The 26,174-nt window shown below is 35.0% G+C and carries 17 protein-coding genes and 3 pseudogenes; 9 read left to right on the plus strand and 11 right to left on the minus strand.

Annotation, left to right across the window (positions count from 1 at the left end; all coding sequences use genetic code 11):
* Nucleotides 1-126 (minus strand): annotated as a pseudogene (locus IQ237_RS23625) (IS4 family transposase); the annotation flags it as partial.
* A 46-nt stretch (nucleotides 127-172) separates the two neighbouring features.
* On the opposite strand from IQ237_RS23625, the gene IQ237_RS23630 reads away from it, so the two are divergent.
* Complete coding sequence (locus tag IQ237_RS23630; protein ID WP_228020676.1) at nucleotides 173-3,412, plus strand: Eco57I restriction-modification methylase domain-containing protein; 3,240 nt, start codon at nucleotides 173-175, stop codon at nucleotides 3,410-3,412.
* A gap of 166 nt (nucleotides 3,413-3,578) precedes the next feature.
* Here IQ237_RS23630 and IQ237_RS23635 read toward each other — a convergent pair whose 3' ends face one another.
* Both IQ237_RS23635 and IQ237_RS23640 read right to left on the minus strand, forming a co-directional pair.
* The gene (locus IQ237_RS23635; protein ID WP_194059538.1) at nucleotides 3,579-3,758 is read right to left on the minus strand and encodes a hypothetical protein; all 180 of its coding nucleotides are present in this window, start codon (nucleotides 3,756-3,758) and stop codon (nucleotides 3,579-3,581) included.
* 283 nt (nucleotides 3,759-4,041) lie between these two features.
* A complete protein-coding gene (locus tag IQ237_RS23640; RefSeq protein ID WP_194059540.1) occupies nucleotides 4,042-4,806 on the minus strand; it encodes a Uma2 family endonuclease in 765 nt (254 codons plus the stop codon).
* 109 nt (nucleotides 4,807-4,915) lie between these two features.
* On the opposite strand from IQ237_RS23640, the pseudogene IQ237_RS23645 reads away from it, so the two are divergent.
* The 3 genes and pseudogenes from IQ237_RS23645 to IQ237_RS23655 form a co-directional block, all read left to right on the plus strand.
* Nucleotides 4,916-5,002, plus strand: a pseudogene (locus IQ237_RS23645) (DUF2887 domain-containing protein); the annotation flags it as partial.
* Nucleotides 5,003-5,151: 149 nt separating this feature from the next.
* Nucleotides 5,152-5,604 carry a hypothetical protein gene (locus IQ237_RS23650; RefSeq protein WP_194059568.1) on the plus strand — a complete coding sequence of 151 codons (453 nt, stop codon included), beginning with the start codon at nucleotides 5,152-5,154 and terminating at the stop codon, nucleotides 5,602-5,604.
* Between the two features lie 81 nt (nucleotides 5,605-5,685).
* On the plus strand, nucleotides 5,686-9,108 hold the full coding sequence (locus IQ237_RS23655; RefSeq protein ID WP_194059542.1) for a helicase-related protein: 3,423 nt from the start codon (nucleotides 5,686-5,688) through the stop codon (nucleotides 9,106-9,108).
* A gap of 115 nt (nucleotides 9,109-9,223) precedes the next feature.
* Here IQ237_RS23655 and IQ237_RS23660 read toward each other — a convergent pair whose 3' ends face one another.
* Nucleotides 9,224-10,210 carry a GntR family transcriptional regulator gene (locus tag IQ237_RS23660; RefSeq protein WP_194059544.1) on the minus strand — a complete coding sequence of 329 codons (987 nt, stop codon included), beginning with the start codon at nucleotides 10,208-10,210 and terminating at the stop codon, nucleotides 9,224-9,226.
* A 112-nt stretch (nucleotides 10,211-10,322) separates the two neighbouring features.
* Here IQ237_RS23660 and IQ237_RS23665 point away from each other — a divergent pair, with 112 nt between their 5' ends.
* The 5 genes from IQ237_RS23665 to IQ237_RS23685 all read left to right on the plus strand — a co-directional run bounded on the left by IQ237_RS23665 (nucleotide 10,323) and on the right by IQ237_RS23685 (nucleotide 14,362).
* Nucleotides 10,323-11,069, plus strand: coding sequence for a dienelactone hydrolase family protein (locus IQ237_RS23665; protein ID WP_194059546.1), 747 nt, complete (start codon nucleotides 10,323-10,325; stop codon nucleotides 11,067-11,069).
* Nucleotides 11,070-11,114: 45 nt separating this feature from the next.
* On the plus strand, nucleotides 11,115-11,264 hold the full coding sequence (locus IQ237_RS23670; RefSeq protein WP_194059548.1) for a hypothetical protein: 150 nt from the start codon (nucleotides 11,115-11,117) through the stop codon (nucleotides 11,262-11,264).
* Nucleotides 11,265-11,276: 12 nt separating this feature from the next.
* Complete coding sequence (locus IQ237_RS23675) at nucleotides 11,277-12,176, plus strand: S1 RNA-binding domain-containing protein (RefSeq protein ID WP_194059550.1); 900 nt, start codon at nucleotides 11,277-11,279, stop codon at nucleotides 12,174-12,176.
* A gap of 594 nt (nucleotides 12,177-12,770) precedes the next feature.
* The gene (locus IQ237_RS23680) at nucleotides 12,771-13,361 is read left to right on the plus strand and encodes a Uma2 family endonuclease (RefSeq protein ID WP_194059553.1); all 591 of its coding nucleotides are present in this window, start codon (nucleotides 12,771-12,773) and stop codon (nucleotides 13,359-13,361) included.
* Nucleotides 13,362-13,648: 287 nt separating this feature from the next.
* Complete coding sequence (locus tag IQ237_RS23685; protein ID WP_194059554.1) at nucleotides 13,649-14,362, plus strand: Uma2 family endonuclease; 714 nt, start codon at nucleotides 13,649-13,651, stop codon at nucleotides 14,360-14,362.
* Nucleotides 14,363-14,428: 66 nt separating this feature from the next.
* Here IQ237_RS23685 and IQ237_RS23690 read toward each other — a convergent pair whose 3' ends face one another.
* The 7 genes and pseudogenes from IQ237_RS23690 to IQ237_RS23720 form a co-directional block, all read right to left on the minus strand.
* The gene (locus tag IQ237_RS23690) at nucleotides 14,429-17,164 is read right to left on the minus strand and encodes a carboxypeptidase-like regulatory domain-containing protein (protein WP_194059556.1); all 2,736 of its coding nucleotides are present in this window, start codon (nucleotides 17,162-17,164) and stop codon (nucleotides 14,429-14,431) included.
* A gap of 68 nt (nucleotides 17,165-17,232) precedes the next feature.
* Nucleotides 17,233-18,060, minus strand: a complete 828-nt coding sequence (locus IQ237_RS23695) for a hypothetical protein (RefSeq protein ID WP_194059557.1) — start codon at nucleotides 18,058-18,060, stop codon at nucleotides 17,233-17,235.
* 156 nt (nucleotides 18,061-18,216) lie between these two features.
* Entirely contained in the window at nucleotides 18,217-18,762 is a 546-nt protein-coding gene (locus tag IQ237_RS23700; protein ID WP_194059559.1) for a hypothetical protein, read from the minus strand.
* A gap of 331 nt (nucleotides 18,763-19,093) precedes the next feature.
* Nucleotides 19,094-19,456 (minus strand): annotated as a pseudogene (locus tag IQ237_RS23705) (DNA/RNA helicase); the annotation flags it as partial.
* A 62-nt stretch (nucleotides 19,457-19,518) separates the two neighbouring features.
* Nucleotides 19,519-22,338 (minus strand): carboxypeptidase-like regulatory domain-containing protein, encoded by a 2,820-nt coding sequence (locus IQ237_RS26945; protein WP_194059561.1) that lies wholly within the window; start codon nucleotides 22,336-22,338, stop codon nucleotides 19,519-19,521.
* Between the two features lie 61 nt (nucleotides 22,339-22,399).
* Nucleotides 22,400-23,215 carry a P pilus assembly protein, chaperone PapD gene (locus IQ237_RS23715; protein WP_194059562.1) on the minus strand — a complete coding sequence of 272 codons (816 nt, stop codon included), beginning with the start codon at nucleotides 23,213-23,215 and terminating at the stop codon, nucleotides 22,400-22,402.
* A 285-nt stretch (nucleotides 23,216-23,500) separates the two neighbouring features.
* Nucleotides 23,501-26,174, minus strand: a 2,674-nt coding sequence (locus tag IQ237_RS23720) for an FG-GAP-like repeat-containing protein (RefSeq protein ID WP_194059564.1), incomplete at its 5' end; no start/stop codon positions are given.

Here is a 26,174-nt window from a genome sequence, read left to right on the forward strand (position 1 = left end):
ACTATTATCCAAGGCATAACCTAACCAACACTCAACGTAAAGACGGGTGTTCAAAACCGGATAATCATTTTTTGGCAAGGATTTGAGGATGTCTTTGACAATCTTGGGAAATGAATTTATAATCATGATCAAATCAATATTTTGATATAGCTTGCTCAAATTTTAATATATTTTGGGCTATTTTTATCACAGATTTCTTAACATTCAACACTTCTGGATTTTACCTAATGCTAAAACTAGAAAAAAGATTGATACAGAAGTTACAAGTTATAATCAAGAACATTTAATTATTTATACTGACGAAAATCAATCTAAACAAGTTTGGCAATGGGTAAAAAGAGAATCTGCAACTAAAACTAAAGTTAAAGAAACTACTTTTAATGTTACTCAGTCGGGAGAGTTATTAACTCAAAAATTAGAGGCGTTATTTATTGATTTTGCTGAGGAAGAAAATTTAACTTTAACAGATGTTACTCAACGTACTCAAAAAGCTTTTGATATTGAGAAAGTTACTAAAAAGTTTTTTGATGATTTTCAATTAGAACATCGGAAATTTGTTACTTTTATTCTGGGAATAGATAATATTAAAGATGCTAATTGGTATGCGTCGGTAATTTTAAACCGCTTGATGTTTATTTATTTTCTCCAGAAAAAGGGTTTTTTGGATGATGGTAATACTAATTATTTACAAGATAAGTTAAAGGTTAGTCAAAGTCAAGGTAAGGATTTATATTATTCAGAGTTTTTAACAACTTTGTTTTTTGATGGTTTTGGGAAAGCGGAAAAGTTTAGAAAGTCAGAAACTCCGGTTTTGATTGGTAAGATTAAATATATTAATGGTGGTTTGTTTTTACCTCATCAAATTGAGGAAAAATATCAGGGTAAAATTACTATTAGTGATGCTGGTTTTGAGGATATTTTTAAACTGTTTTCCGGTTATACTTGGCATTTAGATGATACACCAAGTGGTAAGGATGATGAAATTAACCCTGATGTTTTGGGGTATATTTTTGAGAAGTATATTAACCAAAAAGAGTTCGGCGCTTATTATACTAAACCGGAAATTACTAATTATCTTTGTGAACGTACTATTAATAAGTTTATTAGTGAGAAAATTGGTAATGTTCAGGTTTTGGAAAATCTCAATAATCAATTATGTCAGCAATTATTAGATGATATTTTACCCAACCTATCAATTTTAGATCCTGCTTGTGGTAGTGGTGCGTTTTTGGTTGCTGCTTTACAACATTTGATTAAGATTTATACTGCTATTTTTGATTTTATTGAAGTTTCAGGAAATGAGGAAAATAAAGCAAGATTAACTAAGATTAAAAATGATCATCCTTCGGTGGATTATTACATCAAAAAACGGGTAATTACTGACAATCTCTATGGTGTGGATATCATGGAGGAAGCGGTGGAAATTGCTAAGTTACGTTTGTTTTTAAGTTTGGTTGCTTCTGCGAAAACTGTTGATGATTTAGAACCTTTACCTAATGTTGATTTTAACATTATGTCAGGTAATTCTTTAATTGGTTTGATTCGGGTTGATGAAAGTCGTTTTGATAATGTGGGAGAATCTAAACAAGGTAATATTTTACAACAATTAAATTCTGACAATTATCAAGCTATTTTACAGGAGAAAAACGCAAGTATTAGGAAGTATAAGGAACACGCTTTTATTGTTGCAGATTTGGAAGGTACGGAACAGGAAGACAGGTTAGAATTTTTAAGGGAAAATATTAATCGTGTTAATCGTGAATCTTTGGTTAAGTTAAATCAGTTGTTGTTAGATGAGTTTGGCAATTTAAAGATTAAGTATGAGGAGGTACAGTTAAAGGGTAAACCTGTGAAACGACTTTTGAATATTGCGGATATGGAAGGGTTAAAACCTTTTCATTGGGGTTATCATTTTGATCAAATTATTGCTAGGGGTGGTTTTGATATTATTTTGGGTAATCCTCCTTGGGAGATTTTTAAACCTCAAGCTAAGGAATTTTTCGCAGAATTTAGCGATTTGGTGACTAAGAATAAGATGGATATTAAGACTTTTGAAAAACAACAAAAGCAGTTGTTAGAAAATCCTGAAGTTGCTGATGCTTGGTTAAAATATCAAAGTCAATATCCCCATGTAAGTTTATATTATCGCAGTGCGGAACAATATAAAAATCAGATTTCTGTGGTAAATGGGAAAAAACAAGGAACTGATATTAATTTATACAAGTTGTTTGTGGAACAATGTGTTAATTTGCTTTCTGAAAATGGAGAATGTGGTTTAGTTATTCCTAGCGGTATTTATACTGATTTGGGTACTAAGCAATTACGAGAAATGTTATTTTCTCAAACTAATATTACTGGTTTATTTTGTTTTGAAAATAAAAAGGGTATTTTTGAAGGTGTACACAAAAGTTTTAAGTTTGTAATTTTGACTTTTGAAAATGGTAAGCAAACTTTATCTTTTCCTGCGCGGTTTATGCGTCATGATGTGGAGGAGTTAAGGAGTTTTCCCGGTGATGATTGTATTAATATGTCTGTGGATTTAATTAAACAGTTATCTCCTGATTCTATTTCTATAATGGAGTTTAAAACTGATATAGATATTTTAATAGCTGAAAAAATGAGTCGGTTTCCTTTATTGGGGGAGGAAATTCAGGATAAGTGGAATTTAAAGTTAACTGCTGAATTTCACATGACTAATGATAGTTATTTGTTTAAAACTGAACCAGGAAAGGGAAGATTACCTTTATATGAAGGTAAAATGATTCATCAATTTAATCATAAGTTTGCTGAACCTCGATACTGGATAGACGAGGAAGAAGGAAGAAAAGCGGTATTGGGTAAAAATGGTGTTGATAAAGGACAAGTTTTAGATTATCAGTATTATCGGTTTGCTTATCGCGCAATTGCTAGAAATACAGATTCAAGAACTTTTATAGGTTCAATATTACCAAAAAATATTTATTGTGGACATTCATTAAATGTTTCATTACCTTATCAAAATAATAAATATCTTTTAATAATATGTTCTTTATTAAATAGTTTTTGTTTTGATTTTACTTTGCGTCAACAAGTAACGGCAAATTTAACAATGTTCTTTATTTACCAAACTCCCGTACCCAGAATAACAGAAAAAGACGAATATTTTAACGAAATAGTAGAACGTGCAGCAAAACTAATATGTACCACACCAGAATATGATGAATTAGCGAAAGAAGTAGGATTAGAAAGTCATAAAAACGGAGTTACAGAAGAGAGAGAAAGGGGAAAAATCCGCGCGGAATTAGATGGAATAATTGCCCATTTATATGGATTAACAGAAACCGAATTTAGTCATATATTGAGTACATTTCCCATAGTTGCAGAAGAGGTAAAAACCGCAGCATTAAACGCTTATCGGGAGATGGTTAAATAACGTCAAGGTTGGGGTTTAGGAAAACGTAGAGTTTTAGAATACTAAACCCCTAAAATATCAACACCTTTCCAAATTTATGAAATTGAATGGACTTTGATAATAGTATTAAAAAACTGCTATTTTCATCCTGAAAATCCTAAAATCCTGGACATCCTGATTCAGACAATTAATCAGAGATTTTCAAACCTTCTAAAACAGATTCTTTTGATTCATCATCTTCATCTAATTCATCTTCAATAAATAAAACAATTAATTTAACCCGACTTGGTTTATTAACTATTAAAGGAGTTTCTAAAGAGATATTACCATTTTCATCAATTTTTGCCATTATTTCTTGGGCTATCATATTTACTCACCTGTAATTACTACCATTATCTTACTATATTATAGTTATTGTTAAAGATTCCCGACTTCTTGAATAAATACGCATTTGTGGGGTTTCTTACCTCAACCCAACCTACAAACAATTAACAGAAAATATGTTATAATATAAACATTAAATAGGTAGGTTGGGTTGAACGAAGTTAAACCCAACTTAAACAAAGTTTTTAAATGTTGGGTTTCGTACCATTGCTTCGCAACGCTAACGCGAACAACCCAACCTACAATTAACTATAATTGATCTTATATTAAAAGTTGATTCCTTGCGATCGCAAAATTTCCTCTAAATATTCTACCCTTTTTCGTTCTTGATCTGCACGTTGTTTTTCTTCATCAGCACGTTGTTTTTCAAGTGCTACTTTTTCATCTCCTAGTAATAGAAGTTGTCCTTTTTCATCACACCATCTTAACCATTGATAGTTTTTTCCTTCAAATTCTCCTTCCCAAATAGTTAAACCTAAACCTAGTTCTTCTAACCAATTAGTAGATATTAATTGATAATTAACACCTTTTGATTGATAGATATAAAGATTTTGTTTTCCTAAATAATAGAAAGGATCAAAAACCACATAATAACCTACTCTCGCTTGAGAATAATCTTTTAATTTAGTTCCTAATTCATTTCCCACCTTATTAGAAACTATTTCAATAACTATTTCTGGAGATTTACCAAAATTCCAAGTAAAATAAGATTGATCTTTTTTCTCTGACCAATCTTCTGGTAAAGTAACTTCTAAACTTAACATGATATCAGGAACAAGGGGAGGTTTATTAGCTGCATAAAATAAACCTACATTAGCAGTAGCTAAAAATGGTTGATCAACATTAAAAGAACTATAAAGAGAAGAAACTAGCAAACGTTGTTGTTTTTCAGAAATTAAATTATCCACTGGTTCACCATCATCAATAATCACATTTGTTAAATCGGGAATAGCAGGTTTTTCAAAATCATCAGGACTAGGTTTACGGTTGCTAATTTCTGGGTTAATCTGTGGGGTTAAAGATTGAGTCATTATAGAATACTCCTGGGAGTAAGAGAGATCATATCTTATATTAATTATTATATCATTTGACTGGCAATAATGGTAAAATAAAGTTATAATCATTTACGTTAACTATATTATGCGTCGAGATACAATCTTTTATAAACTATTCCAACAATATCCATCTTTATTATTTGAACTGTTGGAACATCCCCCAGAAAATGCCCATTTTTAGTAAAAATTCAATCCATTTGTTTTGTTGGGTTTCGTACCATGCTTCGCAACGCTAACGCGAACAAACCAACCTACAAATAATTAACAGTAATTAACAGAAAATATGTTATAATATCAAAATTAGTAATAGGAGTAAAAACCATGACTATTAAAGAATTGATTATAGCAGAAATTGATCAATTACCGGAAGAGAATTTATATTATCTATATCAAATAATTCAAGAACTTAGAAAGATAAATCACAATCAAATCACAGCAAGCATATCTATTAATCGCAGTTTTTTAGATCAACAATATCAAATTATTACTGAAAAAATTACCAAACAATTTGATAGTGAATGGTTGAATACACTAGAAACTGAAGATGACATACTAGAAGCTGCTGTTGAATTAACTAAACATACAAGTGAAAAAAAGGGGATATTATCTAAGTTGAAAGAGATAAAAATTCAAGCACCCGAAGATTTTTATATCAATAGTGTCTCTCATTCTTATCATGATTTAGATTATCTTGCAGGAACATGGGAAGAAGAAGATGAAACAGAATTTTTAGCGAATACTCAACAATTTAATGAAATTGACAATAATATTTAATCTATCCCATCCTAAAAATCCTAAAATCCTGGATATCCTCATTCAGACAATCAATAAAATCTATAATACAATAACAAAACTATGCCACGCATTTTTGATAACATCAACGAACAACTATTAACCACCCTCAAAGAAAGTTTAAAGAATGCACATAAAGCGGATTTTTGTGTAGGTTATTTCAACCTGCGGGGATGGAAATTAATAGAAGAGGAAATAGAACAATTTACCGGAGGTGAAAATAATTGTTGTCGCTTATTAATTGGAATGCAAAAATTACCTAAAGATGAACTTACCCAAGTTTTAGGTTTAGGAATATCCCGCAAACCCATATCCCAAAGTGATACAATTAACCTGAAAAAACGCATAGTACAGGAATTTAGTCAACAATTAACTTTAGGTAAACCCAGTAATGATGATGAATGGGGTTTAAAAAGACTAAAAACCCAATTGCAAACTAAAAAAGTAGTAGTTAAATTATATCTCCGTCATCCCCTCCACGCTAAACTTTATTTAATTCCCCAAAATTATCATAATTTACCTGCTATTGGTTTTTTAGGAAGTAGTAATTTAACCTTTTCTGGTTTATCTTACCAAGGAGAATTAAACGTTGATATATTAGATCATGATGCAACCACTAAATTACAAACTTGGTTTAATGACAGATGGGAAGATAGATTTTGTTTAGATATTTCCGATGAATTAATAAAAATTATAGATGAAAGTTGGGCAACAGAAAAGCTAATTTTACCCTATTATGTTTATCTAAAAATGGCTTATCATCTATCTCAAGAAGCGCGAGATGGTTTAAGTCAATATGCAATACCCTATGATTTTCAATTATTCCCATTTCAAGCAGCAGCAGTACAAATTGCTGCCCATTATGTTAACCGTCGTGGTGGTGTAATGATTGGGGATGTGGTAGGATTAGGAAAAACTTTAGTAGGAACAGCAATTGCCAAAATTATTGAGGATGAACTGGGTATTAGTACCGTGATTATTTGTCCCAAAAATCTCGTAAATATGTGGGAAAAATATAAAGATGAATATGGTTTAGCAGCTAAGGTAGTTCCTATTAGTCAAGTTACCAAAATATTACCGACAATTCCCGCCCGTTTTCGGTTAGTATTAATAGATGAAAGTCATAATTTAAGAAATAGAGATGGACAACGTTATGCAGCAATTAAAGAATATATTGAACAAAGCGGAAGTCGTTGTATTTTATTAACTGCTACTCCCTATAATAAAAGTAATTTAGATTTATCATCACAGTTACGGTTGTTTATTCCTGAATCTAAAGATTTAGGTATTAAACCAGAAAATTTAATCAGAGAATTGGGGAATGAAAATGAATTTAAACGTAAATATCCACAAACAGAAGTGAGAACTTTAGCAGCATTTGAAAAAAGCGAATATTCAGAAGATTGGCAATTATTAATGAATCGTTATATGCTGAGAAGAACACGCAGTTTCATTAAAAATAATTATGCCGCAACTGATGAAATAGATGGCAGAAAATATTTACAATTTCCTGATGGATCTCGTTCTTATTTTCCTACCCGCATTCCTAAAACTGCCACTTTTACTATTAATAATGATGATGACTATGGGAAATTATACTCTAGTGAAGTGGTAGAAATTATCAATTCTCTATCTTTACCCCGTTATGGTTTAGGAAATTACACTTTAGATAAATATAAACAACCTCCCACAGCAACGGAACAACAAATTTTAAATGGTTTATCCCGTGGGGGAAGACGGTTAATGGGTTTTTGTCGCACGAATTTGTTTAAAAGATTAGAAAGTAGCGGTAATGCTTTTTTAGAATCTTTAGAACGTCACATTTTAAGAAATTATGTTTATATTCATGCGTTAGAAAATAAATTAGATATTCCCATTGGTACACAGGATGCGGAATTTTTAGAGACTGCAAATAATGATGAAGATGCGGATAATATTAATTCTACCCATTTAGATGTGGAAATAGCTGATGATGACAATGATGATCAGCATGATGAAGAAAATGATGAGGTAAATTTTGCTAGTTTAACCAGTAAAGAAGCAGAATATAAACGTCAAGCAAAGGTTATTTATGAACTTTACCAAAGCAGATATCAAAAACGTTTTAAATGGTTAAATTATCGGTTGTTTAAGTCTGAGTTGAAAAAACATCTTTTGGAAGATGCTAAAGCATTGTTAAAGTTATTAAATAACTGTTTAAATAACTGTGGAGAATGGAATTTTCATCAAGATCAAAAATTTCAAACTTTGCAAAAGTTACTCACAGAAATTCATCCTGATGAGAAAATCTTGATTTTTACTCAGTTTGCAGATACAGCGCGTTATTTACAGGAATGTCTAGGAAAAGCGCGTATTTCCCAAACTGCTTTAGTTACGGGTAAGGTAAATGATCCGACATCTTTAGTATATCGTTTTAGTCCCCAAAGTAATCAACAAAATATAAACCCGGAACAGGAAATTAGAATTTTAATTGCTACGGATGTTTTAAGTGAAGGTCAAAATTTACAAGATTGTCGGATTATTATTAATTATGACTTACCTTGGGCAATTATTCGCTTAATTCAAAGAGCAGGAAGGGTTGATAGAATAGGCCAAAAAGCATCAGAAATTCTCTGTTATTCTTTTTTACCTGCGGAGGGTGTGGAAAAATTAATTAATTTAAGGGGGAGACTGACAGAAAGATTAGTAGAAAATGCTAGTGTAGTGGGTACAGATGAGGCATTTTTTGAAGATGGTTTTTCCTATCAAGAAATACTGGATCTTTATCATGAAAAATCTGGTATTTTGGATGAAGTAGATGATGGAGAAGTTGATTTAACTTCGGAAGCTTTTCAAATTTGGAAAAATGCTATAGATGCTGATCCAAGTTTAGAGAAAATCATTAAAAATCTGCCCAATGTAATTTATTCTACTCGTTACCATGAAGGTACAAATTTAGATCCTCAAGGGGTGTTAATGTACCTGCGAACTGCTGAAGGTACGGATGCGTTAGCGTGGATAAATAAGGAAGGAAAAAGTGTTACTCAGTCGCAAATGAGAATCTTGAGAATGGCGAGATGTAACCGGGATACACCCCCCTTAAAAAGACATCCCCAACACCATGAAATTGTCGCTCAAGGGGCTGATTTACTGTTAGAACAGCAAAAAACATCTGGAGGACAATTAGGAAGTTCTAAGAGTGCTAGATATCGAACTTATTACCGTTTAGATAATTATATTAAAAAAACGGAAGCAAAAACACCGTTATTTACTTTAGGAGAAGATTGGCAGACTTTAAAAAAAGCGGTGCAGGAGATATATCATTATCCTTTGAAAGAAACGACGGTTGTTAAATTAAATCGGCAGTTAAAAAGTGGGATTAATGATGAACAATTAGCGACAATGATTGTATCTTTAAGAGATAATAATTCTTTGTGTATTATCCATCCTGAAGATGGACAACAGGAAGCGCAAATAATTTGCTCGTTGGGGTTATTTTGTGATTAGTCATTGGGCAGAAAATTTTAGATTTTAGATTTTAGATTTTAGATTGGGGTTGATAAAAACAATCCAAAATCCAAAATCCAAAATCCAAAATCCAAAATAAAAAACTCCTGCCCCATCACATTAAACCGAGTTCTCTTTGCAGTAAATTAATTGATTGAGAACCGATGTAGTTTTCACAACGAATGAGTTTAGGTGGACGAATTAGATCATCTGAGACTGTTTGCATTGCTGCTTGTGTTGTTGAGTAACTCACTGGATCTGTACAAAATATGATTTCGCAGCGTTTAACTATGGCGTTTAGTTTATAAGCATCCTTGGGTTGAGCAGTCATAACTAATAGTTCATCCCCCCGTAAACCGTGCAGGATGACTTCTGTGGCTCTGAGAATACCAGGACTGAGGCTAACTATACCAATACAGCTAGATTTGGGAAGGCTTTTAACTACATTGAGTTCTTTACTATAGTCATGAATATCTAGGGGAATAACGCGGACTGCTTTGGGTCCAGCGATCGCTTCTACTTCGCCGATAAAATAACGACTGGTGACTAATGTGGCCGATGTGGTTTGTTCTAAGACTGCGCCTAATTCTTCTGTTGTTACCAACTGGACGGGAATTTCTAGGGATTCTTCTAATTCATCTACCATTAATTCCCCAGCACCAAGATCCTGTAATGGTACTACTATCAAAACTCTGGCACTACAACGCAAACGCCAGTCAACTTCCGCTAAAAATAGCTCCCGTGCTTGATTGAGGGAACAACCTTGATTAAGTAATTCATCCAGTGTTTTTTGGACTGTTTTGTATGCTTCGGGGTATTGTTTCAGAATGGGAGATTGTAACCTACCACCACCCTCATGGCCTTGAGCGCGGACATAAATTCCTGAACCTGCTAGACTTTCGACAAATCCTTCGTCTTCCAACTGGCGGTAAACTTTACTAATAGTGTTACGATGTAATCCAGTTTGCATGGCTAACGCCCTGGTGCTGGGTAATTTATAACCGGGTGGATACTGACCAGAGGCGATCGCAAAGCGAATTTGATTAAATAGTTGGCTGGATGCGGGGATTTCGCTGTCTGGCTGAATTCGGAATTGAATCATTAACAATTCTCCTGATGATTGGTAGCTGCACTTAACTGTTTGTGTCTACTACCTGTTAAATATATGATTTATTTTGAATTTATCGGATCAGATAATTTTGATGAAAATTATTATGACAGAGCAAACAATAGACTCTACAAAAGTTAAACTTTCTCAAAATGATTGTCAAATTGATGCTTATTTAGCAAAACCAACATCACCAGGTATTTACGCCGGAATTGTGGTTTTACAGGAAATTTTTGGAATTAATGAGCATATTCGGGACGTGACAGAACGGATTGCTAAACTGGGGTATGTGGCGATCGCACCTGCTCTTTTTCAACGCCAAGCACCGGGTTTTGAAACGGGTTATACTCCTGAAGACATAGAAATCGGTAGAAAATACGCCTGGGAACAAACCACAGCTTCACAACTGTTGAGCGATATTCAAGCCGCTATTAATTATCTCAAAACTCAGCCCAATGTCAAAAAAGAGGGTTTTGGTTGTATTGGCTTTTGTTTTGGTGGTCATGTCGCCTACCTAGCTGCTACCCTCCCTGATATTCAAGCTACTGCTTCATTTTACGGTGCTGGGATCACCACCCGCACCCCTGGAGGCGGCAACCCTACTATTACCCGCACTCCAGAAATTTCCGGGACTGTTTACGCCTTTTTTGGGATGGATGATGCCAGTATACCCAAAGAACAGGTAAACGAAATTGAAGCAGCGTTACAAAAACACAACATTTCTCATGGCGTGTTTCGCTACGATGGATCTGATCACGGATTTTTCTGCGATCGCCGTGGTAGTTATAATCCTATAGCTGCGGCTGATGCTTGGCAACAAGTTCAACAACTTTTTGCCAATGTTCTAGGATGACAGGTGACAGGTGACAGGTGACAGGTGACAGGTGACAGGTGACAGGTGACAGGTGACAGTAAGAAGGCAAGAGGCAAGAGGCAAAAGTTTATTCTTCCCAATTACCCATTACCAATTACCCATTACCAATTACCCATTACCAATTACCAATTACCAATTACCCATTACCAATTACCACTTTTTCATAACAATTAATCTTCAAAAAACATGAATTCCGAATCAAAACTTTCTCAAACAGCCAACTCGTCTTTTTCAATGGACGATTTTGCCAAAGCACTGGAAAAACACGATTACCAATTTCAAAAAGGACAGGTTGTACATGGTAAGGTGTTTCAACTTGACCATGATGGTGCTTATGTTGATGTTGGTGGTAAGTCGTCTGCTTTTCTACCCCGCGATGAGGCTTCGTTGAGAGCAGTAACTGATTTATCGGAAGTGTTACCGATGAATGAGGAACTAGAGTTTTTGATTATCCGGGAACAAGATGCGGAAGGTCAAGTTACTCTTTCTCGCAAGCAGTTGGAAATTCAGCACATTTGGGAAAAATTAGCCCAAATGCAGGAAAGTTCCCAAACAGTACCAGTGCGGGTAATCGGTGTCAATAAAGGTGGTGTTAACGTTGAAGTTCTTTCTCTACGGGGTTTTATTCCGCGATCGCACCTAGCCGAACGTGATAACTTAGAAGCACTTAAAGGTCAAACTCTCACCGTTGGCTTTTTAGAAGTAGACCGCAATAACAAAAAACTCATCCTTTCCCAACGTTTAGCCGCTCGTTCTAGCAATTTCAGTTTATTAGAAATTGGTCAATTAGTAGAAGGCAAAGTTACCGGTATCAAACCTTTTGGTGTATTTGTAGATTTAGATGGTGTTAGCGCCTTACTACATATTAAACAAGTCAGCCAAAAATTTATTGACTCTTTAGAAAAAGTCTTTCAAATAGGTCAGCAAGTTAAAGCTGTAATTATTGACTTAGATGAAGGTAAAGGTCGAGTCGCTATTTCTACTAGAGTATTAGAAAACTACCCCGGTGAAGTTGTAGAAAATATGGCAGAAGTAATGACTTCAGCCGAAGCGCGTGCTAATCGGGCGGCAAATAAAGGAGAATAGGTGATTGGTGATTGGTGATTGGTGATTGGTGATTGGTGATTGGGTTATTAACTTCTCTTTCCTCTTCATCTCTCCACACCCCACCTCACAGGGGTAGGTTTTTAATATTATCTGTGAAGGGAGGACTAGGTAGACAAGGAGGGAAAGTAGACAAGGAAGATTTGATACGCACAATGGTATTTTGACGGACTGTTCTTGTTACCAAGAGAATCTGATTTTGTACGGTTTTCCTCCCTTGTCCAATTTCCGACATTAACAGTTTAGGTTTTGTAAAATAAAATGTTTCGCTTAATTATGCCAATAAATAGCATAGTTAATTACTAATTCTAATAATAACTACTATACAGTAATAATAATTCCAGTATGTGCAATCGCAAATCGTATTAGTGATTTTTTAACTGTCAGTGGAACTATCCGAGTTTGCACAAGTCTTTACTCACTACAACCTTATTATTACCTGTGTAAAGTAAAGTAACCCAAAAAAGTCTAAAAATATCATAGTTAATTCTGCGATCACGGTAAAATTTCTATAGTACATAAAGGATAAAACTCTCATTAACAACCATAAACCGCAAAATATTGAGGATATAAAATATGATTGCTTCTCCTGATTTTTACATCACACCAGCAGAATATTTAGCAATGGAAGAAAACAGCGCAGTTAAACATGAATATATTGATGGATATATTTATGCAATGGCGGGCGCATCTGATCCTCATGTTACTATAGCGGGGAATATATTCTCCTTACTGCGTAATCATGTTCGGGGTTCTGGTTGTCGGGTATATATTGCGGATATGAAAGCGAGAATAGAATCTTTAAACAGATTTTACTATCCTGATGTCATGGTAACTTGTGATGCACGAGATCAAGAAACTCCAGGTTATAAAAGATTTCCTTGTTTAATAATTGAAGTTTTATCTAATTCTACGGAAGGATTTGATAGAGGTGATAAATTTGCAGATTATCAAATATTGGAAACTTTACAAGAATACGTTTTAATTAATACGAAAAAACCTAGAATAGAATGTTTTAGACGCAATGAAGAAGGACTTTGGATTTTACAATCTTATGTAGGAGAAGAAACATCATTTCAATTACAAACTATCAATTTTACAGGAAAAATGACAGCAATTTATGAAGATGTAAATTTTACTCCTCTACAACAAGAAAGGACAGTTTAACTATTTAGTAGTTCATGAAAATATTCACTTGAATTACCTCGTTCCTAGTCTCCAGACTGGGAATGCTATCAGGGGTCTCTGACTCCCCCTAAACAAAAGGTAGAAACTTTTAAATTTCATTCCCATACAGAGTATGGGAACGAGGAAAATATAGAAATTTTATGATTATTCCTTCAAAAATGAAGAAACTTGTTCTTTTAAACGTTCACTAAATTTGTATTGTGTTATGTTAAAATATATGGTGTTAAAAACTCCATTCTCAAGTAGTGGATAAAGTAGAGAAAACTATGGTTGAGCAAGTTTTAATCAAGGATATTGATAATTGTGATATACCGGATGCCAACCTACTAATTACAGAAGATGATACACCAGTGGATAATCTTGCATCTGCCAAACAACAACGTTTATTAGTCGGTTCTTTATACAGTTCTTTAGAGAACCAAGTGTTTTTAGCTGAAGCTAATGTTGGAGTTTACCATACCTATGGTGAACCCGCTATAGTTCCTGATGTTTTTGTGAGTTTTGATGTCCAAACTCCTCAAAATTGGTGGGAAAAACAAAACCGTTGTTATCTAGTTTGGAAGTTTGGTAAAGTTCCAGAAGTAGCGATAGAAATAGTTTCTAACCAAGAAGGTGAGGAACTAGGTAAAAAGCTACAAATTTATGAAAAAATGCGGGTTTATCATTATGTTGTTTATGATCCTCATTTACACTTGGGAGATAAAGTTTTAACAGTTTATAATCTCAAAGCTAGAAGATATGTAGAAACTACAGATCATTGGTTAGAAGAAATTGGTTTAGGTGTAACTTTGTGGGAGGGAGAATTTGAAGGGAGAAATGACACTTGGTTACGTTGGTGTGATCACGATGGTAATGTGTTAATGACTGGTGATGAAAAAGCATTACAGGAAAAAAAACGGGCTGAAAATGCTGAACAACGCGCTCAATTATTAGCAGAAAGATTGAGAGCTTTAGGTGTAGATCCTGATAGTATGTTTTAAAAATTAGCTTCCACGCCCGCCTGGAAATTCATTTCCAGGCTAATAGCCAAAGTTTACTAAAGTAAACTATGGTAATTTAAGTAACTTCAAATTTAATTCCTTTAAAGTTGGATCATCCGGTTTAATAGTAATTGTATTAGGTTCAGAGGGTTTACCATTAACGCTTAATTGATATGTTCCTAATGGTAATTGTTCTAAATAGAAAACACCTGCACTATTTGTAATAGAATAAACTGATGATTTATTATTAGAATTAATTGCTTCAACTCTAGCACCAGCAATAGGTTTTCCTTGGGAGTCTGTCACAGTACCAGCTAAAGTATAGGAAGGTTGCAGGGGAATAAGAATAGGTGTATAACTTCCCTCCACTACTTTCACAGCAAAGGTACTAATTGCAGGTTGGAAGTCAGGAGGAAAACCAGCAGGTTCTAAGTCTACACGATAAGTTCCAGGAGAAACGCGCATGATAAATCTATCCTTTTTAATCTCAAGTTGCGAAGGTTTCACAACTTCATTATTAACAATTAAAAACTCTGAATTATCATTATATATTTCTTCATTATTATCCTGTTTTCCATTAATATTACGATCTAAAAATGGAATAATTAATAAACCTCCTTCAGTACGGAAACGTTGGATTTGTCTATCACCTGGAATTATCCCCTGTTGAAAACCTAAACTAGAAACAAGTTGAATACTCAAACTACTTTGATCAGAATTTAAAGAAATTCCTTCATAACGTCCCTGTAACAAAATACCTGGTAAAATAGTTGTTCCCAGCGTTCCATAAAATCCTGTTCCTGAAGAACCAATTCTATAACCTAACTCACCTTGCAAAAAATTCTCACCGTATCTAGTTTGCATAGGAGAAGTATAACGCCAATATGCAGTTAGCAAATTAGCATTTTGAGAAAAACTGAGCGTTTCATAGTTAAAAATTAAAGACTGATAAGGATTAAATAAATATGATAGTTGGGAAGAAGTGCTAGTCTGATTACCACGATGATTAAAAGACAATTTTCCCAAAGTTTGATTTAAACTCCAGCTTAATCGAGCATTTGTATCAACATTCACTAGAGCAGAAGTAGAAGAATTACCACTACTAGAAGAATAGTCTAAACCAAAATTTTTATCTTTGCCTAAATCTCCACTACTATAAAATCTAAATTGATTTGATATCTTGAAATCAAGAGTATAGCGAGTAGATTTTAAATCATTACTTAATGTAGCATAAACATTAGGAGAACCATCCCAAATTAGATTGGTATTAAGCTGAATATTATCTCCCATTAAACCAGAAACGGTAACTCGGAAAGGAGACTTTTGCGGCTGATAAAAAATCTCTGTTAATCCTTGAAAAGATGAGTCAAATACACCACCGAAACCTACAGTTAAATCCTTTGTTAATCCCCATCTTTGACTTATTCCTCCACTAAATTGGGTAAACTCTCCCAGAAAATCATTATTATTTAAACTTCGTTTCCATCCTCCAGAAACAATTAATGCTGATGTTCCTACAGACAGTTGTTCAGGTAATAAATTAAAACGAGCATCTTGAACTTGAGGTTGAGTAGTGAGAACACCACCAGGATATAATAAAACTTGATAATTTGTGCCTATTTGTCTACCCACAGGAATATTATCAAATCGGTAATTTCCTGAAGCATCAACTAACTGTTCGGCAATTACATCAGGGTTATAAAAACCTTTAACAAGACGTGCTAAAGTTCCCGGTGTAGCACGGCCTGTCACTGTTCCAGAAATCCGCTCTGGTTGTAATCTTTGACTAGGGGTTGCACCACCACTTCCATAAGCAGGAAAGGGAGTAAAACCTTGACGTTGAATAGTAGTAAATCCCCAAAAATCACCCCCACTTTGACTCGGCCAAAAAGTTGGTTGTGAACCTAGATAATAATCGCTATTATCTGTTTGCTTGAGTATTTGTAATTCTGATAATTGCCAAGTTTTGCTATCTGTGACATCACTTTGATTTAGCCGCACAAACCAACTACTATCAAAGATTGTCCCCACAGCTGATAAAGTACCTTGATTTTTTAAATCTGAAGTGCTTGTACCACTCAAATTAGCCCTTTGTTCCACCATACTCAATGTGAAATTTGGACTAGAAATTTTTGGCATTCCCGTTAATATAACAGGCTTTTTTTCGATATTGTTACTATTAGTAGGTTTTACTTCAGGAACATCAAAAACAATAGCATATTCCCGCCAATCAAATTTAGATTCGATGCCAAAAATATCTTTAATTTCTTTGGTGGAAACCACTAATCCTAATTCTGGATCATTATGCAGTTTATTAGTATCAAAACGAATAACTTTAAAATAAGAGCGTAACTCAACTTCATGTTCTGATATTCTTTTAGAACTAAACTTTAATGCTTGTAAAACATCATCATAAGGAATTAACCAATTTTCAAAATTAATCGCTTCTTTATCTGTAACTTTACCCCGCACTAACACCCCATCTCTAACATTGCGTTTTCCGACATTTAAACCAATAATAGAAGTTGTGAAATTATCATCTTTTAGTGGTGTTGAATTTGTTTGAGTTAAAAAAATCGGCAATTTTTCATCTACAAAATATTCCGGTTGTGAAATATTTTTAAGCTGAGTTTTTATGAGTATTTGCTTTTCGCTAATTTCCTCATTTGAAGAAATTTGATTAGGTACTTCTGCTGCTAAAATTAAAGTATTTTTATCAAAAAAACTACAACTAAATAAATTGAAAAAGCAAAGTATTTTTAGATAATTATTAATATTTAACCGCAATATTAAACTATGCAAAATTAAGAAGAAAAGGCGGGTTTTTATCTGTATATTTACAATTAAAAATCGCCTTTATTAATAAAATTTTAGGGAACAATAAATTTGACACTAAAAGGAATTTTATTAGTCCGGTTGACACCCCATCCTAAACTACCAGAAAGTTGATATTCTCCCGGTTCTAATTGAATTTTATTAGCAGCAGTAGAATAATCAATAGCCAGATATCTTTGTCCTTCAGTAATTACTGTTGTATCCATACTTCTACCACTATAAATTTGTTTATCTCCCTTTTTAATATTCCATTCTCCCTGAAGAATTGCACTAGCTTTGCCAGTATTCTTAACTAGGAGTTGAAGTTGCTGAGATTTAGCATTATATCTAGAATTCACCACACTCAAATTATGGGAAATATTGCCTTTGCGAACATAAACAGCTACTCCCACTCTGGGAACAATTGCTGTTTTTAAAATGACACTATTATTTGCACCTTGTTCTTCCTGAATAGTCGCTTCCAAATTTTCTGTGAACAACATCGCCCGATATTCACCATCAGGTAAACTGGGAGGAAACCTCACAATAAAACGAATCCGACGATTATCTGAACCAGGGATTTGCAGTTCTCGTGGTGAAAATTGCAAATAGGGAGTTAAATCTAAAGGACTGGAATCAACAAGTTTAAATCCTGTTTCTACATCATAGGTAAAAGGTAGACTATAAACACGGGCGCGAAACTCTTTAGCATCTCCATTTGTTACCGTAATTGTTCCTTGTGCTTGTCCCCGTTTAACTTCGGTTTCAATTACCAAGGGAGAAATAGCAATATCAGCTTTAGCAGCATTTCCCCATAATAAAAAGGTAGATAAGAAAACACTACTCAAGGAGTATAGAATTAGTTGCTTAGAAGGAATTTTCATACTTAATTTTTATCAAAGAGAAAAATGTGAAATATCATAAAACAAGGATTGGAGCTTAAATCCAGGTATCCAATCCTTGCAAAAAACAAGATAACTAAAGGGAGTTTTTGAAAATCCTACTTTTATTCATAAATTAGGCTTTTTATGGACTCTGTTCTAGTTAGGAGTAGCGGTAACAGTAACTTTATAGCTATAGGTTCCAGGCACAACATTACCATCCGCACCTATGTCCCCAGCATTCATAGCGATCTTAAAATTATAAGTTGTGCTAGAATTAATGGTGCCAGGAGTAGTAGGATAGCCTGGCCATAAGTTACTATCGCCAATGAAATTGCTTGTGATCACGGAATTGCCTGCTGGATCGTAAAGCAAAGCTTGCCTATCCGCATCAGAAAAATTATCAGGTGCTGACACCTTCACGGGAGCTGATATACTTACCGAAGCACTAGCATTACAAGTAAGACTTGTTGCACCTGCAGTACCCAGATTGAAACCTGATACACTGCCATTACTAGCCTCTACCAAATCTTTTGAGAGGCTAGAAGCTAAGGAACCACTTGTAGTTCCAGTAAAGGTGCAAGTCGTTGGGATAGTACCATTAAAATCAACTTCAGCAGTTTGAGCTTGGGCTTTGGGGCTAAAAGCAACAGCACTGAGAGCAGCAACACCACCAACTAAAGCAAGACGACGAAGATTTTTCACTGTTAATATCAAGAGTAGGTTTTTTATCCTTTCATTAGTTAGACGTTTACCGATGCCAAATTGTGAATTATTTAACTGGATAAATTTCTCAAGCATTTTTGCTAGTTGCTCTAATGTTTGTTTAATGGGTTTGATTATTGACTAGAGTACGTATTTGCTACTCCTATTTAAAGTTACTACCATTTTCTGCTGTGTGAAAGTCGGAAAAGTCGGATATTCAGGTCGGATCAGGTCGGAATTTATTCCGTATGAAAACGAGAAAATAAAGAATAACGAACCACTCCAGACACAGAGAACACAGAGAAATAAAATAAAAATAGTCGGTTAAAACAGATAAAGCTGTCATTTCCGCTTCACGGGAAGAGAAAGTTTCAAATTCTAAAACCGGTTCTCCCCACAGTTCAGGAATAGGGTTTGGTGAAAATTCAGGTTTTCTAGTAATAGTAATTGGTTTACCAACTCGGCGAAAATCTCCTTTGACTTCATAACCAATTCTATGCCAATCTTCTTTATTTGTAATTCCTGTTAACATTCCTTCAGGACGTAATAAACCCATTCCCATTGCATGAGCAGCAGTAAGAATTTGTCCGGGTGTGCGATAACAACGACGCATGACTTCTGAACGTTTAATACCTCCAGAATATAGGGGTTGTTTATTCAATAAATTACTTAATTTTTCCCCACATACTTCTTTCGTAGGGGTTTAGCATTGCTAAACCTCTACAACCTATATTAATTATTGTATATCAAGTTAATTTAAGGTAACTTCAAATTTAATTCTTTTAACCTGGAATCATCTGCATTTATTGTCACTGTATTAGGTTCAGCAGGTTTACCATTAATTATTAATTGATATGTTCCTAATGGTAATTGTTCTAAATAGAAAACACCTGCACTATTTGTAATAGAATAAACTGATGATTTATTATTAGAATTAATTGCTTCAACTCTAGCACCAGCAATAGGTTTTCCTTGGGAGTCTGTCACAGTTCCCGCTAAAGTATAGGAAGCAATAAAAGGTATGGAAACATTTGTATAACTACCTGCAACTACTTCTATTGCAGAAGAAACTTGAGTAGGTTTATAATCGAGAGGATATCCCGCAGGATCTAAATCTAGACGATAAATACCAGGTTCAAGTCTGATAAATACACCTTGTTTTGTAATATTTGAATTGTTAAAATTGAGCTTTTTATTATTCAACATTAATAATAATTCTGTATCTTCAGTATAAATCTCTTCATTATTATCTCTAATACCATTATTATTCTTATCTAAAAATGACTGAATAAAAATTCCTCCCTCAGTGCGTAAACGTTCAAATCTTGTATCTCCAGGGCTAAAAATAGGACTAAAATTAACTGCTGAACCAATTTCAATCCGATAAGAAGCACTATCAGAAGTTAAAGAAACACCATCATAACGTAAACGTAAAGACAAACCAGGAATAACAACAGTAGAAACAGAAGCTAAAAAACCATTACCTTGAGAACCCATACCATAACCTAAATCAAAATCCCATATAGAACGTTGTTTAGTTTGACTATATGGTGATTGATATTTCCATTTTAAGGTGAGTAAATCATTATTTAGATTCTTAAAATTATTAGTTTCATAACCTAAAGTTAAAGACTCATTTCCTGGGGAATTAAAAATATCACCATCATAATTTAACTGTAATCCTAAACCAGTAGAATTTGATCTAGTTGATACGTTAAATTTCCACCAACGAGCGTTAGACAATAAATCTAATTGTCCTTTATTATCTATTTTTAAAGTGGAATAAGTAAATATATTGCCAAAATTTTGATTAAGATTAAAACCCACATTAATAATATCATTGTTATTGTTACCACTACTGCTAATATTTAAACCTTTAGCTACATTCCAGTTAAAATTAAAACTTTCAAATAGTTCATTACTAGATAAATTTAGACTTAATTTAGGAGAAGGTCTAAATTCAATATTAGCATTATACTTAAATTTATCCGGTGTTTGTAAAGCTGATACTGCTAATTTCAAGGGAAAATTATTAGGTTGATAAAATATATCAAATAAACCTAATAAACTTCGATCATAAACAATACCAGCACCCAAAGTTAAAGCATCAGAAACACCATAACGATAACCAACTCCTCCGCGAATATCAGTTAAATCACCAAATAATTCATTACTTGTTGTTTGTCTACTCAAACCACCGGATACAATTAAACTTGATGTACCTTTAGTTAACTGTCCAGGAAGATTTAAAAATATTGGTTGTTGTTCAATAGGGGTACTTGCTAACTGTCCATTTGCATATAATAAAACTCGATAATTTCCCCCATTACTACCAACAGGAATATTATCAAAACGATAAACTCCTGTAGAATCAACTAATACCTGTCCCCAAATGGTATTATTACCACCAGAAACTAATTGTACTAAAGTTCCCGGTTTTGCTGCTCCTTCAATAATCCGATTAATAGTATTACTTTGTAAACGTTGAGCCGGAAAATAAGTGTTACCATTAAGATTATCTGGTTTAAAACCAAATCTTTTAATAGTAGTAAAACCCCAATAATCTCCCCTACCTTGACTTTGCCAAAAAGTGGGTTGAGAACCGATAATATAATCGTTAAACTCACCAGGTTTAAAATATTGTGCTTCTTGAATTTTCCAAGTTGTATTATCCAGTAAATCTGGTTGATTAATTTTTAATAACCAACTTCCTCCTAAGATTGTTCCAATGGTTGTTAAATTTCCTTGGGTAGTTAATTGATTACTATTATCACTCCCATTAATATTAACTTGTTGTGCAAAATTGGAAAATGTCAAATCAGAAGATTTAACAACGGGTAAACCTTCTAATATTACTGGAGGTTCTAAAATACGATTTTTTTTACCTTGTGAATTTAACCAAGGAGGCTCAAATATAATTGAATAATCTACGATATCAAATTGTGATTTAACTCCTAATAATTCCTCAATTTTAGCAATAGATATCACTGTCCCTAATTCGGGATCTGTAGTTAATTCATTGGGGTTAATGCGTTTAATTAAACCCACTCCAGTTATTTCTATTTGTCCATCAGGTAAATTAGTGACAGTTAAATTTAATGCTGTAGTTACATCTTTAAATGTCACTAACCAATCACTAAAATTAACCGCTTTTGCTCCATCTTCATAACCCCTGACAAAAGCAGATTCTAAAATATTGCGCTTACCAATATTAATTCCTACTGGTAATACAACAAATTGGGGTGATTTTTCTTCTGATTTTTTGTTAGAAGAATCAGGAGATTGACTAATTTTATTAGTTAAATTATTAATATAATTTTGAGATGTATACAACTTATGCAAGATTGGACTCAAACCCTTATTATTCTGTAGGGGTAATTCATGAATTACCCCTACTTGCCTTGTGTTTTGTCTAAGTTCTGTCAAAGAAGAACTAAAAGTTGGTGTTTGATTACTTTCTAGTTCAGGGGAAGATGAGAGAAATTTAACTTCATTAATAGCATGATTAACAATCTGTTCATATAAAGTTAAAGCAGCTTGTTCATAGGAATTAATAAGTAAAAAAACAGGGATCACAAAAATTAAAAGACCAGGAGTTTTTGAGCAGTTAGTTTCTAATAACTTGGGTGGGTTTTGTTTATTTTATTATATCTTGTGGGGATACAGTGAAATTAAAATTAAACGGTAAATTTTCTGCCTTTTTAGCATTCCAATATAGTTTTCCTGACAGTTGGTAATTACCAGGTGTCAAGGTTTTTCCTTGGGGAGGATAGGATATTTGAATATACCTTTCACCTTTAGCAATCATAGTAGTTTCTTCTACTTTACCAGAATTAACTATTTTTCCATTTTGACTTAAATTCCACTCAGTTTTAGCGCGAGTTGTAGCTTCACCTGTATTATTAACTAATAATCTAATCTGCTTTTTATTTCCATCGTAAAATGCTTTTTCTACTCCCAGTTTGGGAACAAAATTACCATTAATTACATATATTGTTGCTGCTATATTGACAGAAATAGAAACCTGATTTTCTGCATTAGCGTCTGAATTAGAACTATTATCTTCAAGTTCTTCCACAGAAAACATAGCTCTATATTCTCCCTGGGGTAAACTAGGAAGTAACCTAGCATTAAACCGAATTGAACGTTTTTGTCCCGCTGCAATCACTAATTCACGGGGAGAAAATGTTAAATAGGGTGTTAAGTCGTTGGGACTAGTTGTTAAAACTTGCAGTCCTTCTCGATTATAAGTGAAGGGTGACAAGGAAACTCTAGCTCGATAGGATTTATTAGAATTATTAAAAATGTTAATCACTCCCCTAGCTTGTCCTGATTCTGCTTGACGTTGAATCGTTAAAGGGAAGACAGATAATTGACCGTAGGCTACCATAGGAGTAAAACCAAGGGTAAACCCACACAATAAGGGCAGAATTTTCGCAATTGTTCTTTTCATATTTTTCATATTTTTCAAACATCAAAACTGAGTTTTGGATACGTGGATTGTCATATATTTTAGTGATAGTTAGGGCTTGCTGAATAAATCTGAAAACTTTACAGGTAAAGGGTTTCTCCGAAAATTAAATATGCATCATCTGAAACTCTTGGTAGGGACAATTCATGAATTGTCCCTACATCTTTTCCGCAGATGTCTATTTTATCATTTTACCCCACTCTCACTGGCAAGTATAGGGGACTTTTTACCAACCAGATACCGGACTTATTAGAGAACTTCGGTATCTTAAACAACCACAAAACTACTGGTAGATAAAGTACCCTTGTATCCCGTGATGTCCACAATGGCATCACTAAGAGCATCAAAACCAGCAGTTCCATCATTAATAGCTACATAGCTCTTTGACCCTATGGTAAATAGTGCAGCCGCATTAGCACCAAAATTAGTAGTAGTTAATTTACTACCAATGGCTGTGGCATTGAGTCCGCTAACTACACCTACATTATTAAACACAGACCGAGCAGTGTTAACTACAAAACTGTCACTCTCTGTATCATTATTAAAATCCTTGATGCTATCAATTCCACCTAATAAGGAATCGGTTAAGTTGGTATAAACAAACCTGTCATTATCTAAACCTCCTGTTAATGTATCCGCACCTAGTCCACCAATTAAGGTATCATTTCCTCTAGAAGCTCTGATAATATCATTACCAGCAGCACCATCGAGAATGTTATCTTTGGTATTATCTGTAATGGTATTATTCAGGGTATTACCTGTACCATTAATATTGCCAGCTATTTCTTGTAAAGCCAGGTCTTCTACATTGTCAGTGAGTGTGTAATTGATGGTGGTGAAAACTTTATCTGTACCTTCATTGGCATATTCTATCACACTGTCACCAGCATTATCAACCCAGTACCAATCATTATCAGTTCCTCCAGTCATGGTGTCAGCACCAATACCACCCATTAAGGTATCATTACCAGCACCACCAAAAAGGCTATCAGCACCAGCACCGCCGTTGAGAACATTATTACCACTGTTACCTAAGATAGCATTATTGAGGCTGTTTCCAGTGCCGTTAATGTTCGCACTTCCTGTTAAAATCAGGTCTAGTTGGCTTTCGTCAACGTTGCTGACGGTAATAGCTACGGCTTGTGTGGTGTTTAATGTACCATCACTAGCGATAACGTTGATGTCATAAACGTTGTTTCCACCGTTGTCACTAGGTGCTTCAAAGTTAGGAGCGGTTTTGAAGGTGACAGTGCCGTTGGTGATGTTAAAGAGGTTACTATCAGTACCAGATAAACTGTAGGTGAGGGTTGTACCTGCATCTACATCTGTAGCGGTGGCGGTGTAAACTGTGCCTGTGCCGTTTTCGGCAAAGGTGGCGGTAGCAGCACTGGTAATAACTGGGGCTTCGTCAACGTTGCTGACGGTAATAGCTACAGCTTGTGTGGCGGTTAATGTACCATCACTAGCGATAACGTTGATGTCATAAACGTTGTTTGCACCGCTATCGGTAGGTGCTTCAAAGTTAGGAGCGGTTTTGAAGGTGACAACGCCGTTGTTGATGTCAAAGAGGTTAGCATCAGTACCGGATAAACTGTAGGTGAGGGTTGTATCTGCATCTACATCTGTAGCGGTGGTGGTGTAAACTGTGCCTGTACCGTTTTCGGCAAAGGTGGTGGTGTTAGCACTGGTAATAACTGGGGCTTCGTTAACGTTGCTGACACCAATGGTTAATTCTTTCTCAAAGGATAACCCACCCTGGTCTGTGGTTCTGACTCTAATGCTGTAACTGTTTTTGGTTTCATAGTTAAATGCAGCATTGGTTTTCAGTTCATTTCCAGCAATGGTGAAGGAACTGTTATCAGTGTCTCCTGTGCCGCTAACTAAACTATAGGTAAATGTGTTTCCTGTATCTGGGTCTGTAGTGGTGAAATTACCAATTACCGTACCAATAATTTGGTTTTCCGCAAATGTGGTACTGGAGAGTGTGAGGTTGGTAGGAGTTTGGTTAAAGTTAGCTGTGAAGTATTTCAGGGTACCGTCATTTACTCCCACCACCGCATCCAGGTCTCCATCCCCGTCTATATCGGCTAAGGTGGGGGTGCTGGAATTCCCCACATTAATGCCATCGAAGGGGTTGGCTGTTCCTGTTTGTTCTGTGTAGATGGGGTTGGTGGCTGTACCTGTGTTTTTGTAGTAATTCAGGATACCTTCAAATTCTCCCACCACCGCATCCAGGTCTCCATCCCCGTCTATATCGGCAAAGGTGGGGGTGCTGGCATACCCCACATCAATGCCATTGAAGGGGTTGGCTGTTCCTGTTTGTTCTGTGTAGACGGGGTTGGTGGCTGTTCCTGTGTTTTTGTAGTAATTCAGGCTACCGAAACATTCTCCCACCACCGCATCCAGGTCTCCATCCCCGTCTATATCGGCAAAGGTGGGGGTGCTGGAACTCCCCACATTAATGCCATCGAAGGGGTTGGCTGTTCCTGTTTGTTCTGTGTAGATGGGGTTGGTGGCTGTACCTGTGTTTTTGTAGTAACTCAGGAAACCATCCCAATCTCCCACCACCGCATCCAGGTCGCCATCCCCGTCTATATCGGCAAAGGTGGGGGTGCTGTAATCCCCCACATTAATGCCATTGAAGGGGTTGGCTGTTCCTGTTTGTTCGGTGTAGATGGGGTTGGTGGCTGTGCCTGTGTTTTTGTAGTAATTCAGGAAACCATCCCATTCTCCCACCACCGCATCCAGGTCGCCATCCCCGTCTATATCGGCAAAGGTGGGGGTGCTGCGATTCCCCACATCAATGCTGCCATCGAAGGGGTTGGCTGTTCCTGTTTGTTCTGTGTAGCTGGGGGTAACAGGAACTTCTGTGTTGTTGTAGTATTTCAGGGTACCGAAACCTTCTCCCACCACCGCATCCAGGTCTCCATCCCCGTCTATA

The sequence above is a fragment of the Sphaerospermopsis sp. LEGE 08334 genome, assembly GCF_015207205.1.
Taxonomy (GTDB): domain Bacteria; phylum Cyanobacteriota; class Cyanobacteriia; order Cyanobacteriales; family Nostocaceae; genus Sphaerospermopsis.

Bases quoted from the DNA above. Each gene is read 5' to 3' on its own strand.
- IQ237_RS23695 (WP_194059557.1), bottom strand. From the start codon at position 18,060: ATGAAAATTCCTTCTAAGCAACTAATTCTATACTCCTTGAGTAGTGTT.
- IQ237_RS23640 (WP_194059540.1), bottom strand. From the start codon at position 4,806: ATGACTCAATCTTTAACCCCACAGATTAACCCAGAAATTAGCAACCGT.
- IQ237_RS23655 (WP_194059542.1), top strand. From the start codon at position 5,686: ATGCCACGCATTTTTGATAACATCAACGAACAACTATTAACCACCCTC.
- IQ237_RS23715 (WP_194059562.1), bottom strand. From the start codon at position 23,215: ATGAAAAGAACAATTGCGAAAATTCTGCCCTTATTGTGTGGGTTTACC.
- IQ237_RS23660 (WP_194059544.1), bottom strand. From the start codon at position 10,210: ATGATTCAATTCCGAATTCAGCCAGACAGCGAAATCCCCGCATCCAGC.
- IQ237_RS23665 (WP_194059546.1), top strand. From the start codon at position 10,323: ATGACAGAGCAAACAATAGACTCTACAAAAGTTAAACTTTCTCAAAAT.
- IQ237_RS23675 (WP_194059550.1), top strand. From the start codon at position 11,277: ATGAATTCCGAATCAAAACTTTCTCAAACAGCCAACTCGTCTTTTTCA.
- IQ237_RS23685 (WP_194059554.1), top strand. From the start codon at position 13,649: ATGGTTGAGCAAGTTTTAATCAAGGATATTGATAATTGTGATATACCG.
- IQ237_RS23680 (WP_194059553.1), top strand. From the start codon at position 12,771: ATGATTGCTTCTCCTGATTTTTACATCACACCAGCAGAATATTTAGCA.
- IQ237_RS23650 (WP_194059568.1), top strand. From the start codon at position 5,152: ATGACTATTAAAGAATTGATTATAGCAGAAATTGATCAATTACCGGAA.
- IQ237_RS23635 (WP_194059538.1), bottom strand. From the start codon at position 3,758: ATGATAGCCCAAGAAATAATGGCAAAAATTGATGAAAATGGTAATATC.